The following is an 11,725-nucleotide window of genomic DNA, read 5'->3' as shown; positions in this document are numbered from 1 at the left end:
GGGGGCGCGTCATGCTGTCGATCAACAATCTGGTTCATGTCTACGGCAACGGAACACGGGCGCTGGACGACGTCAGCCTGACCATTCCGACCGGCATGTTCGGCCTGCTGGGCCCGAACGGGGCGGGCAAGTCGACGCTGATGCGCACCATCGCGACCCTGCAGAGCCCGACCTCGGGCGAGATCCGCTTCGGCGACATCGACGTGATCCGCCAGCCGGAGCTGCTGCGTCGCACCCTGGGCTATCTGCCTCAGGACTTCGGCGTCTATCCGCGCGTCTCGGCCTACGACATGCTGGACCACATGGCGGTGCTGAAGGGCATCGCCGACGGCAAGGAGCGCAAGCAGACGGTCGAGGCCCTGCTGAACCAGGTCAACCTGTGGAGCGTCCGCAAGAAGGCTTTGGCCGGGTTCTCGGGCGGGATGCGCCAGCGCTTCGGCATCGCCCAGGCCCTGATCGGCAACCCGCGCCTGATCATTGTCGATGAGCCGACCGCCGGTCTGGACCCGGAGGAGCGCAACCGCTTCCTCAACCTGCTGGCCGAGATCGGCGAGAACGTGGTGGTCATCCTGTCCACCCACATCGTCGAGGACGTGGCCGATCTGTGCCCGCGCATGGCGGTGCTGGCGGGCGGCAAGATCCAGCTGGAAGGCGCGCCGCTGGAGCTGATGAAGCAGATGTCCGGCCGCGTCTGGAAGAAGGCCATCGCCAAGGAGGCCCTGCCGGAACACCGCGCCCGCTTCGAGGTCATCTCGACGCGCCTGTTCGCGGGGCAGACCGTGATCCACGTCCTGGCCGACGCCAAGCCGGGCGAGGGCTTCGAGCCGGCCTCGGGCGGTCTGGAGGACGTCTACTTCTCGACGCTGGCCGCCTCGCGCCGCCCCGCCGCCGCTCAAGCCGCCTGAGGCCCGGATCATGTTCGGGAAAGTCGCGGCCTTCGAGTTCCGCTATCAGCTTCGCCAGCCCGCCTTCTGGGTCATATCCATCCTCTTCTTCCTGCTGAGCTTCGGCACGGTCGCCAGCCCCAACATCAGCCTCGGTTCGGGCGGCAACGTCTTCAAGAACGCGCCCTTCGCGATCGCGCAGGCGATGCTGGCCTTCAATCTCTTCTTCATGCTGGCGACCACGGCCATCGTCGCCAACGTCGTCGTGCGCGACGCCTCGACGGGCTTCGGTCCGATGATCCAGGCCAGTCGTCTGTCGAAGTTCGACTACCTCTACGGACGCTTCCTCGGCGCCTTCGCCGTGGTGGCCCTGGCCTTCCTGTCGGTGGCTCTGGGCATCCTGATCGGCACGCTGATGCCCTGGGTGGACAAGGAGACGGTGGGGCCGTTCCGTCCGCTGGATTACCTTTACGGTTTCGTCGTGATGGGCTTGCCGGGGCTGCTGTTCAGCTCGGCGGTCTTCTTTACCTTGGCGACCGTCACGCGCTCGATGATGGCGACCTATGTCGGCGTCGTCGGGGTCTTCATCTTCTATATGACCACCACCTCGGTGTTCGGCTCCAAGCCGGAGCTGGAAACCCTGGTGGCCTGGCTGGAGCCCTTCGGCGCCGGCGCCTATGGTCTGGCGACCCGCTACTGGACCTCGGCCGAGCGCAACACGATCAACGCCCCGCTGACCGGCCTGCTGCTGGGCAACAAGCTGCTGTGGCTGGGCGTCAGTCTGGCCTTCCTGGCCGCCGCCTTCCCGCTGTATCGCCCGTCGCCGCGCGGCTCGAAGCTGCGCAAGCAGGAGAAGCTGAAGGCGATGGCCGAGGCCTCGGCGGACGCCGGCGCGCCTGTCGCGCCGCTGGCCGCGCCGTCCTATGGCTTCAAGGCGGGCTGGACCCAGCTGATCTCGCGCACCCTTTTCGAGATGAAGGCGGTGTTCAAGAGCCCGGCCTACTTCGTCATGCTGGCTCTGGGCTTCGCCTTCGGCATCGCCGTCCTGCTGTTCGCGGGCGAGATGTACGGGGCGCCCGTCCTGCCGGTCACGCGCGTGGTGATCGAGACCCTGGGCAGCTCCTTCGGTCTGATCGTCATGATCATCTCGATCTACTATTCGGGCGAACTGGTCTGGCGCGACCGTGAGCGGCGCACGCATGAGATCATCGATTCCACCTCGACGCCCGACTGGACCTTCCTGCTGCCCAAGACCCTGGCCCTGGTTCTGGTGCTGGTGTCGACCCTGCTCGCCGCGTCGCTGGCCGGGATGATCGTGCAAACGATCAAGGGCTACACCAACTTCGAGATCGGCAAATACCTGTTCTGGTACGTCGTGCCGCAGTCGATCAGCTTTGCGTTGATGGCCGTGCTGGCCATCTTCGTGCAGGCCCTGTCGCCGAACAAGTTCGTCGGCTGGGCCGTCATGGTGGTTTATCTGATCTCGACCATCGTCCTGTCCAACATGGGCTTCGACCATGTCCTGTACCGTTATGGTTCGGGGACGGGCATGCCGCTGTCGGACATGAACGGTCTGGGCAAGTTCGCCGGCTACGCCGCCTGGATGCAGGCCTACTGGACGTCCTTCGCCGTCGTCCTGCTGGTCATCGCCTACGGCCTGTGGCGTCGTGGCGCCGAGACGCGCTTCCTGCCGCGCCTGAAGCGTCTGCCGCGTCGCCTGATGGGGTCTGCAGGCGCGATCGGCGGCGTCGCCCTGACCGCCTTCGTGGCCCTGGGCGTCTTCAGCTTCATCAACACCAATGTGTGGAACGAGTACCGCAGCCGCGATCAGCGCGAACAGCTGATGGCGGACTATGAGAAGACCCTGCTGAAGTACGAGAAGACGCCTCAGCCCGCGATCACCGACGTCAAGCTGGACCTGGACCTCTATCCGCATCAGCCGCGCCTGACGACCAAGGGGACTTACGTCATCGAGAACCGCACGGGCGCGCCCCTGGGCGAAGTCCATCTGCGCTGGAGCCAGGACCTGAAGATCGCCAGGCTGGACGTCCAGGGTGCGACGGTCGCGAAGGAATGGCCGCAGTTCGAGTACCGCATCTATCGCTTCGCCACGCCGATGCAGCCGGGCGAGAAGCGCACCATCGCCTTTGAGACGGTGCTGGAACAGCGCGGCTTCAAGAACAGCGGCGACACCACGCGGATCGTCGACAACGGCACCTTCGTCAACAATGGCGAGTTCGGCCTGACCATCGGCATGGGCCGCGACGGCCTGCTGTCGGATCGTTCGAAGCGCCGCAAGCACGGCCTGCCGGCCGGGCTGCGCATGGCCAAGCTGGAGGACGAAAGCGCGCGGGCTCACAACTATATCGGCGCCGACTGGGTCAACGCCGACATCACCGTGACCACGGTCGCCGATCAGACGCCGATCGCGCCGGGCTACAAGGTGTCGGACGTGACGAAGAACGGCCGTCGCACGGCCCGCTTCGTCACCGAGGCGCCGGTGCTGAACTTCTTCTCGGTCCAGTCCGCCGACTATCAGGTGGCCCGGGAGCAGCACGGTCCGATCGAACTGGCCGTCTATTACCACAAGGGCCATGAGCGGAACGTCGAGCGCATGCTGAACGGCATGAAGTCGGCGCTGGATTACTACGGCACGGCCTTCAGCCCGTACCAGTTCCGTCAGGCCCGGATCATCGAGTTCCCGGCCTACGCCAGCTTCGCCCAGGCCTTCGCCAACACCATGCCCTACTCGGAAGGCCTCGGCTTCATCGCCGACCTGACCGACGAGGAGAAGATCGACTACGTCACCTACGTCACCGCTCACGAGGTCGGTCACCAGTGGTGGGCGCACCAGGTGGTCGGCTCGGACCAGCAGGGCTCGACCCTGCTCTCGGAATCCCTGGCGCAGTACTCGGCGCTGATGGTGATGGAGAAGCTGTACGGGCCCGACAAGATCCGTCGCTTCCTGAAGTACGAGCTGGATCGCTATCTGCGCTCGCGCGGCATGGAGCGGCTGGAGGAGATGCCGCTGATGCGCATCGAGAACCAGCAGTACATCCACTATCAGAAGGGCGGTCTGGTCATGTACCTGCTGCGCGATCAGATCGGCGAGGAGGCGGTCAACCGCGCCCTGCGTCGGGTGCTGGCGCAGTACGCCTTCAAGTCCGCGCCCTATCCGCGCTCGCTGGATCTTATCAACGCGATCCGCGCAGAGGCGCCGGCCGACAAGCAGGCCCTGATCACCGACCTGTTCGAAAAGATCACCCTGTATGACGTGAAGTCGAAGTCGGTCACGGCGACCAAGCGCGCCGACGGCAAGTGGGACGTCGCCCTGACGGTCGAGGCCCGCAAGCTGTACGCCGACGGCAAGGGCGAGGAGACCGAGGCCCCGTTGAACGAGACCTTCGACGTCGGCCTGTTCTCGGCCGAGCCGGGCAAGGGGGCGTTCGACCAGAAGTCGGTCATCCTGATGGAGCGCCGTCCCCTGCGCAGCGGAACCCAGGTCTTCCGCTTCGTCACGGACAAGAAGCCGGCCTTTGCAGGCATCGATCCCTACAACCGCTGGATCGACCGCAACTCGGACGACAACGTCAAGCCGGTCGGCTGACGCCTGCGCCTTCTCCTCCCGCCGACCGGCGGGAGGAGGGGCCTACGGCGAGTTAATCTCGTCGCCTCATTTTCGACTCGATCCGCTACAAACGTAGCGCTACAAAAGTAGCGTCAACCGATGCGGAGAGTCCCCATGATCGAGTCCTTGCCCCGACGTGAACGGGAGGTCTTCGAGACCCTGTGTCGGCTGGAGACGGGCACCGCCGCGGGGGTGCGCAACGCCCTGACCGACACGCTCAGCGACTCCGCGATCCGCACCCTGCTGGCCCGGCTGGAGGCCAAGGGCCTGGTCGAACGTTCGGCGGGCACCGAGGGCTTCGTCTATCGTCCGGTGCCCCGCACCGAGGCCGTCGCCGCCGGCGCCCTGCAGCGGATGATCGACACCTTCTTCGCCGGCTCCGCCGCCAGCGCGGCCACGGCCCTGCTGGGTCTGGGGCAGCGTCTGACGGCCGATGAAGCCGCCGCTCTCGAACGCGCCATCGACGAAGCCGTGGAGCGCAAGCCGTGAGCCTGGCCCTGTTTCTGTCTCTGCTGGTCAAGTCCAGCCTGATCGCGGCGACGGGGCTGATCGTCGCCCGCTTCGTGGCGCGTCGCGCCGTCGATCGCGTCGACATTCTGCGCGCGACCGTCTGCCTGCTTCTGGCCCTGCCGGTTCTGGCGGCGGTCCTGCCCGCCCTGGAGCTGGCGCTGCTTCCAGCCTCGTCCGTCGCGGACAGCGCTCCGCTGACGCCGCTCTGGTCGGGCGAGGTCGGGTCTGTCGCGGGCGTCGCGGTCACGGCCAACCTGCCGTGGCCGTCCTGGGCGACCGTGGCCGCCGGCCTGTGGCTGACCGGCGTGGCGGCGGTCGTGGGGCGGCTGCTGCTGGGCCTGAACACGCTCAGTCGCTGGACCGAGCAGGGACGGGCGGTTCAATGCCCCGCCTGGCGTTCGCCGCTGGAGCCGCTGGCCCCCGCCGCGCGCCCGCGTCTGGTCAGCAGCGAGCGGGTGTCCAGCCCGCTGAGCTGGGGCGTGGCCCCCGGGGTCATCGTCCTCGACCCCGCCAGCCTGGCCGAGCCGAAAACCGCCTCCGCCGTTCTGGCGCACGAACTGGCCCATCTGCGGCGCAAGGACTGGGTCTTCCTGATCCTGTCGCGGCTGGCGCTGGCGCTGTTCTGGTTCAACCCTCTGGTCTGGCGTCTGTCCGTTGTCCTGACTGAGGCCTCTGAAGAGGCCGCCGACGCCGAGGCCGTTCGCACCGTGGACCGCAAGGACTACGCCCGCGTCCTGGTCCGTCTGGCCGCCAATCCCGCCGTCTGTCCCGCGACCGCCATGGCCGCCGACACCCACACGCTCGAAAAAAGGATCGCCTGCATCATGACGAACACCTCTGCTCGCCGTCGCCCGCTGGCGGTCGCCCTGACCGTCGCCGCGCTCGCCGCCGTCGCCACGCCGCTGGCGGCGCTGGATCTGCGCGAGCAGGCGTCCGCCTATGCCCCGGCGCCGCCCGCACCCCCCGCACCTCCAGCCCCGCCCGCTCCGCCGCCGCCCCCGCCTGCCGCGCCGCCTGCGCCGCCCGCGCCCCCGGCCCCGCCTGCGCCTCCGCCCGGACGCGTGACCACCTACTATTCCTCAAACGGCTACTACTTCGAGAACGGCACGCCCGAGCAGCGCGCCGAGGCTGAGGCGGCGCGCGAGGTGGCCCGTCAGGCCCGGGCTCTGGCCGCCGACGCCCGTCGGCAGGGCGAAGAGGCGCGCCAACAGGCGGTCCAGGCTCGCGCCCATGCGGCCGTCGCTCGTCAACAAGGCGAGGAGGCCCGTCGGCAGGCGGTGCAGGTCCGCGCCCAGGCCGCCGTCGCCCGCCAACAGGCCGAACAGGCGCGGGCCCAGGCCCTCGTCGCGCGTCGGCAGGGCGACGAAGCCCGCGTCATCGCGGCTCGGGCTCGCGTCCAGGCGCGCGAACAGATGGGGCGCGGCGCGGAGAACATGCATCGCGGCGCGGACAACATGCGCGAGGAGGCGGTTCGCCTGCGCGACCCGGCCTATCGCGCCGAGCAGATCGCCCGCAATCGCGAGCAGGGCAACATCGTCACCGACGCGGATCTGATCGCCCTGAGCCCCAGGCTGGTTGAACGGGCCGCCGACCTGGACCGTCGCGCGGAAGAGCTGGCGGCGCGCGCCAAGAGCCCGATCTGATCTGGATACACAGGGCGAGGCGCCGTCGTGCAACAGGGCTGTGCGGCGGCGCTTTCGTCTATGGCTCAGCTCGCGGCGGGGCTGTAGGTTGAGGCATGGCCCGTCCCTTGCTGATCCTGTCCGTCGCCGCCGTTTCTTTGTCGGCGTGCGCCTCCGGCCCCGACATCGTGACCACGGCGCCCGTGGCCTTCCCGGCTGCGACGACGACTTATCGCCTGATCGAGCCTGAACCGGCGTCAGCGACCGATCAGGCCATGCTCGCGGCGGTGCGCGATCAGCTGGCGGCCAAGGGGTGGCGCGAAACGCGCGACGGTCCGGCGTGGCGGATCGAGGCGGCCTATGCCGTTCGGCCGCAGGCGACGGGCGCCTATTCCGATGCCTCGGCTCGCGACGGCGACTGGCTGGATGCGCCGATCGTGCCGCAGTGGTGGGGACGCAAGCGGCTGGCGCACAGCCTCACCCTGACCCTGCATGGACCCGAGGCCGCGCCCGGCGCCTATCAGGCGAGCGCGGCCACGACGGTGGCGCCGCGACAGGCCGACGTCGCCTTGCCGGCCCTGGCCGCCGCCGCCGTTTCCGAACTGACGCCCTAGTCGGCCTCGATCAGGCGGGGCAGGGTCAGGACGAAGGTCGCGCCGACCTCGCCGGCCTCGTAGCGGATCCGGCCGCCGTGACGCTCGGCGACGGTGCGGACGAAGGCCAGGCCCAGGCCGGCGCCCCGGTGGTCGGCGTCGCCGTGACCGAAGGGCTGGAACAGCCGCCGCGCCGCCTCCGCTGACAGGCCCGGCCCCTGATCGCGGATGCGCAGAATGCAGACAGGGCCGTCGTCGGTTTCATCCGTGTCGAGCGTGCAGGTGATGACGCCCCTTGGCGGGCCGTACTTCAACGCATTGTCGAGCAGATTGGTCATCAGCCGACGCAGCAGGGCGGGATCGCCCTCGACCAGATATTCCTCTTCGCCCATCGGCGTCTGGATGGTCGCGCCCTTGGCGGAGGCCTGGGGCCACAGGGTGTCGGCGGCGTCCATCAGCACCTGACCGAGGTCCAGGACGACGGCGCGATAGGGCTGGGATTCAGCGCGGGCCAGCTGGACGTAGCCCTCGGCCAGATCCAGCGTCTGGCGCGCATAGTCGCCGATGCGGCGCTCAAAGGCGGGGTCGGCGCGGTTTTGGCCGCCTTCCAGCAGGGTCAGGATCGAGACCTGGGGCGCGCGCATGTCGTGGCTGAGCAGTTGCAGCGCCTGTTCACGCTGCCGTTCGGCGGCGCGGAACCTGGTCATGTCGGCGAAGCGGACAATGTGGCCGACAGGTTCGCCCGTGGCGTTGGTCAGGGCGGCGGCGGCGACCTTCAGCACCCGTCCGCCGGGTCCTTGGATGTCGCCCGGATCGCCCCCTTCTGAAACCAGGAAGCGCCGCCACGACGGTTCGCCGAGCGACTGGAACAGTTCGGTCAGGTTCGCCTCGTCCTTCAGCGCGTCGCCGAACAGGGCTTGCGCCCGGTCGTTGGACAGCAGCACCCGGCCCGCAGGATCGGCCACCACGGTGGCGTCTGGCAGGCTGCGCAGAGCGTCGGAGATGAACCGGTCCAGATCGCGAAGCTGCTTCAGCGCGGCGCGCAGGGTGTCCACCTGCTTGGCCACCACGTCGCCCTGCGGCCGGAACGACGACCGCGCCGCGCCGGGCAGGGCAGGCGCGTCGCGTTCGAAGGTCTCGACCTCGCTTTGCATATAGGCCGAGGCGGCGGCCAGGCGTCGCCAGCTCCAGAAGGGATAGGCCAGGGCCAGGCCCGCGACGGCGGCTGCGGGCGGGAACCACAGGCCGGCGCTCAGGAAGGCGATCAGGCTGCCCGCCAGCGTCAGGACGATCAGTCCCGCGCCCAGCACCATGTTGACGACGGGGCGCAGGAACAGGAACCCGCCAACCAGCAGGGCCAACGGCAACAAGGATAGAGCCAGAACCCAAGGCGGCGCCAAGGGACGGGGGCCGCCGCCTTCCAGCAGGGTCTGCAGCAGGGCGGCCTGAATCTCGACGCCGGGGCTCAGTTCGCCGTGGGGCGCCGCCGGGGTGGCGTAGCGGTCGCCCAGGCCGGGGGCGGTCGCGCCGACCAGCACAAGCCTGTCCTTCAGAAAGCCGGGGGGGACCTCGCCGTTCAACACGTCGACGAAGGACAGGGTGCGGAACCGTCCCGGCGGACCGCGATAGGCGATGGCCTCGGGCCGTGCGGCGATCAGGGCGTCGGGCGTGGCGGCGTCCGGATCAGGCGCGGGCGTGGCGACACGCGTCCGGGCCAGCGGCAGGATAAGCTGCGGCCAGACCTGATCCCCACCCTGCATATAGAGGGGCAGGCGGCGGATCACGCCATCGCCGTCCACCGTCAGGTTGACGTGCCCGAGGCCCGCGGCGCTCCCGACCAGGGCGTCGGGTTCGCTGACCCGCCAAGGGGCCCCGTTCTCGCCGGGCGCGTCGACCAGAAGCGGCAGGTGGACATTGCCCGAACGCGCCAGCGCGGCGGCCAGAGACGGATCGTCGGCCTCGGGCTCGGTGAACAGAACATCGTAGGCGACGGCCCGAGGACCAGCCTCGGACAGGCGGTCGATCAGGGCTGCGTGGGTCGCGCGCGGCCATGGCCAACGGCCCAGGCTCTGCAGGCTGCGGTCGTCGATGGCGACGATGACGATGGCCTCGTCCGTCGGGCCGCCCTGCAGCCGGATCAGGGCGTCATAGACCAGATTATCGGCGCGGTCGGCGGTCGGGCTGAGCGCCAGCCAGCATACGACCAGACCGGTCAGGCTCGCCACCAGCGCCCATTCGATCAGGGCGCGCCGTCCCGTCAGTCTGGCTCCCAGCTGGCGAACGCCGGCCACGGGTCAGCGTCCGATGCGCAGCTGCTGCGGCTCGGACCAGACCTGCAACAGGCGGCCGAAACGATGACGCGAGCCCTGCACCCTCCAGGTGTAAACCCCAGGCGGCAGGTCCGTCAGGCTGAAGGCCTGATCGGCCAGACCGGGCTGGTCGACCAGGGGAACCCCTTCGCGCGCGCCGTCGGCGTCTTCGCGGGACAGTTGGAAACGGAAACTGGCCTCGCCCTCGCCCTCGGCCTCCCAACGGAAGCGATAGACGCGGCGGCCGTCCACCATGGCGTTGCTGGCCGCCAGACCGCCGACGCCGTTACGGGCGCGAATGAAGCTGTAGGTGGTGCTGCGGCCTTCGACCCCCTCGGGCGACAGGGCGCTGAGCCGCAGGAAATAGGCCCCGTCCGTCAGGTCGCTGAAGGTCAGGGACGCGGCACCGGCCGCGCTGTCCGTCTCGGCGAAGGCGTCGATCATGCCGGCGTCTGTCGCCAGACGCCCGCGATAGCGACCAGCGCCCGGCAAGGCGTCGATCTCGAACACCGCTGCAGGCCCGGACTGCACTTCGTCGGGGCGAGCCAGGGCGGGCGCGGGCAGCAGGGGCGCCAGACGCGCGGCCGTGGCGCTGGCCGTCACGCCCTCAGAGGCGACAGCCGTGGCCTCCACCCGCCCGTCGCCCGATTCGACCTCGACCCTGCCTTCGATGACCTCGGTCGCCGATCGGTCGGCGGCGTCGTCGAAGGCGACGCGGAAGTCCGTGCCTCGGACGGCCGAGACCGAAACCGGCGTGCGGACAACGAAGCCGCCGGGGCGGCGGCGCGGCGTCACGCGGGACTCCGCGCGGCCCGCCTCAACCGTCATGGCGTGATCGACGGCCCCGTTGATGGCGTAGCGCCGCAGGCGGGTCAGCCGCACCCGGCTGTTCGACGGCGCCACGACATAGCTGCCGTCCGACAGGGCCAGGCGCACGAAGGCGTTGGCGCCGGTGGTCAGTACGGCGCCTTCGGACACCATCTGCCCCTGGGTCGGAGCACTGGTCGACGTCCCCTGGGTCAGGGTCACGGCGCCGCGAAAGCCGACAATCCGCGCCTGGTCCGGGTCAGCCCGCAGCAGTTCTACGGGAATGGCCAGCGTCCGGCCCACGCTCATGCGGCGGGGGTCGGCGACGCGGTTGCCGCGCTGGACCTGCCGGTAGTCGGCGGGACGATTCAGATAGGCGACGGCCAGGTTGATCAGGGTGTCGCCGCGCTGCACCTGATAGTCGATGGTCCCGGCGGCCGGATCCGCCAGAGATTGCGCGAAGGAGGAGGGGGCGCAGAATGCCGCCGCCAGAGCCCCGGCGACCAGCGCCCGTCCCATCATTCCGTCGTCTCTTCCACGCTGGGGGCCTCGTCCCGGATCGCCGGTTCGACCTCGTCTGTCGCGCCTATGCGCTCAAGGCGATAACCGTAGCTGTAAATGGGTGTCAGGCGAAACCCCTGCTCGGGACGCAGGTTCAGCTTGGTGCGGATTCGCGAGATGTGCATGTCCAGCGACCGACTGTTCAGATTGGGCTCGTTGCCCCAGACCGTTTCAAGGATGTAGGTCCGCGACAGGGCGCGGTGAAGGTTGCGGAACAGTAGAAGCGCCAGGGCGAATTCCTTGGCCGTCAGCACTACGGTCTGGCCGTCGCGCACCACGGCGCCGGCGGACTCGTCGAACAGGGTATCGGCATGGACCTCGGCGCCTGGCGCGGAGGGCTGGGCGTAAACCCGACGCATCAGGGCGCTGATGCGGGCCGCCAGAACCGGCGGCGACAGGGGTTTGGGCAAGTAGTCGTCGGCGCCGGCGTTCAGGCCGGCGACGATGTCGTCGTCCTCGGAGCGGCTGGTGACCAGCAGCATGGGGGGCGGCGGCCGCAGATTGGTGCGCGCCCAGGCCAGAACCTCCAGCCCGGAGCGGTCGGGCAGGTTCCAGTCCACGATCAGGAGGTCGAAAGTATCCTTGCGCAGCGCGGAGATCAGCGCCTGCGCGCGTGAGAACAGTACGGCGCGATACCCGAGGTCCTGGGCTGTGGCGGCCATGGTTTCCAGCTGGACTGGGTCGTCGTCGAGCAGGGCAATTTTCATTTTACTTCAACACTCCGGAGCGCCCTGACCATAGCTTGCGCTTTGCGGGATGTGGTCGGCGTCAGCGGTCCAGAATGTAAAATTGCGTCACATTCCGACCTGCC

At 69.0% G+C, this 11,725-nt stretch carries 8 protein-coding genes; 5 read left to right on the top strand and 3 right to left on the bottom strand.

Annotated features, from left to right (window positions below):
* The first annotated feature begins 11 nt into the window (after positions 1-11).
* The 5 genes from B3K53_RS00380 to B3K53_RS00360 all read left to right on the top strand — a co-directional run bounded on the left by B3K53_RS00380 (position 12) and on the right by B3K53_RS00360 (position 7,258).
* Positions 12-905: an ABC transporter ATP-binding protein gene (locus tag B3K53_RS00380; protein ID WP_292081888.1), complete on the top strand. Its 894-nt coding sequence runs from the start codon at positions 12-14 to the stop codon at positions 903-905.
* Between the two features lie 10 nt (positions 906-915).
* Positions 916-4,491 (top strand): ABC transporter permease/M1 family aminopeptidase, encoded by a 3,576-nt coding sequence (locus B3K53_RS00375; RefSeq protein WP_292081886.1) that lies wholly within the window; start codon positions 916-918, stop codon positions 4,489-4,491.
* A 135-nt stretch (positions 4,492-4,626) separates the two neighbouring features.
* Positions 4,627-5,001, top strand: a complete 375-nt coding sequence (locus B3K53_RS00370; RefSeq protein WP_292081884.1) for a BlaI/MecI/CopY family transcriptional regulator — start codon at positions 4,627-4,629, stop codon at positions 4,999-5,001.
* Positions 4,998-6,665, top strand: a complete 1,668-nt coding sequence (locus B3K53_RS00365) for a M56 family metallopeptidase (protein WP_292081881.1) — start codon at positions 4,998-5,000, stop codon at positions 6,663-6,665. Before B3K53_RS00370 ends, B3K53_RS00365 begins: the two co-directional genes overlap by 4 nt.
* Positions 6,666-6,760: 95 nt before the next feature.
* Entirely contained in the window at positions 6,761-7,258 is a 498-nt protein-coding gene (locus tag B3K53_RS00360; RefSeq protein ID WP_292081878.1) for a DUF4136 domain-containing protein, read from the top strand.
* Here B3K53_RS00360 and B3K53_RS00355 read toward each other — a convergent pair.
* Genes B3K53_RS00355 through B3K53_RS00345 form a run of 3 tightly spaced genes read right to left on the bottom strand, consistent with a single transcriptional unit; the run spans position 7,255 to position 11,621 of the window.
* Complete coding sequence (locus B3K53_RS00355) at positions 7,255-9,528, bottom strand: CHASE2 domain-containing protein (RefSeq protein ID WP_292081876.1); 2,274 nt, start codon at positions 9,526-9,528, stop codon at positions 7,255-7,257. The genes B3K53_RS00360 and B3K53_RS00355 overlap by 4 nt on opposite strands.
* Positions 9,529-9,531: 3 nt before the next feature.
* The gene (locus tag B3K53_RS00350) at positions 9,532-10,875 is read right to left on the bottom strand and encodes a FecR domain-containing protein (RefSeq protein ID WP_292081874.1); all 1,344 of its coding nucleotides are present in this window, start codon (positions 10,873-10,875) and stop codon (positions 9,532-9,534) included.
* Complete coding sequence (locus B3K53_RS00345) at positions 10,872-11,621, bottom strand: response regulator transcription factor (RefSeq protein ID WP_292081872.1); 750 nt, start codon at positions 11,619-11,621, stop codon at positions 10,872-10,874. The genes B3K53_RS00350 and B3K53_RS00345 overlap by 4 nt, the downstream gene beginning before the upstream one ends.
* Positions 11,622-11,725 lie beyond the last annotated feature (104 nt).

The organism is Brevundimonas sp. UBA7506, assembly GCF_002479495.1.
GTDB lineage: Bacteria > Pseudomonadota > Alphaproteobacteria > Caulobacterales > Caulobacteraceae > Brevundimonas.
Note: the sequence above shows the minus strand (reverse complement) of the source record. Positions and strands in the feature narration are given on the sequence as shown.

Excerpts from the sequence above, each read along its gene's own strand:
- B3K53_RS00380 (WP_292081888.1), top strand. The coding sequence starts at position 12 with ATGCTGTCGATCAACAATCTGGTTCATGTCTACGGCAACGGAACACGG.
- B3K53_RS00375 (WP_292081886.1), top strand. The coding sequence starts at position 916 with ATGTTCGGGAAAGTCGCGGCCTTCGAGTTCCGCTATCAGCTTCGCCAG.
- B3K53_RS00370 (WP_292081884.1), top strand. The coding sequence starts at position 4,627 with ATGATCGAGTCCTTGCCCCGACGTGAACGGGAGGTCTTCGAGACCCTG.
- B3K53_RS00360 (WP_292081878.1), top strand. The coding sequence starts at position 6,761 with ATGGCCCGTCCCTTGCTGATCCTGTCCGTCGCCGCCGTTTCTTTGTCG.
- B3K53_RS00350 (WP_292081874.1), bottom strand. The coding sequence starts at position 10,875 with ATGATGGGACGGGCGCTGGTCGCCGGGGCTCTGGCGGCGGCATTCTGC.
- B3K53_RS00345 (WP_292081872.1), bottom strand. The coding sequence starts at position 11,621 with ATGAAAATTGCCCTGCTCGACGACGACCCAGTCCAGCTGGAAACCATG.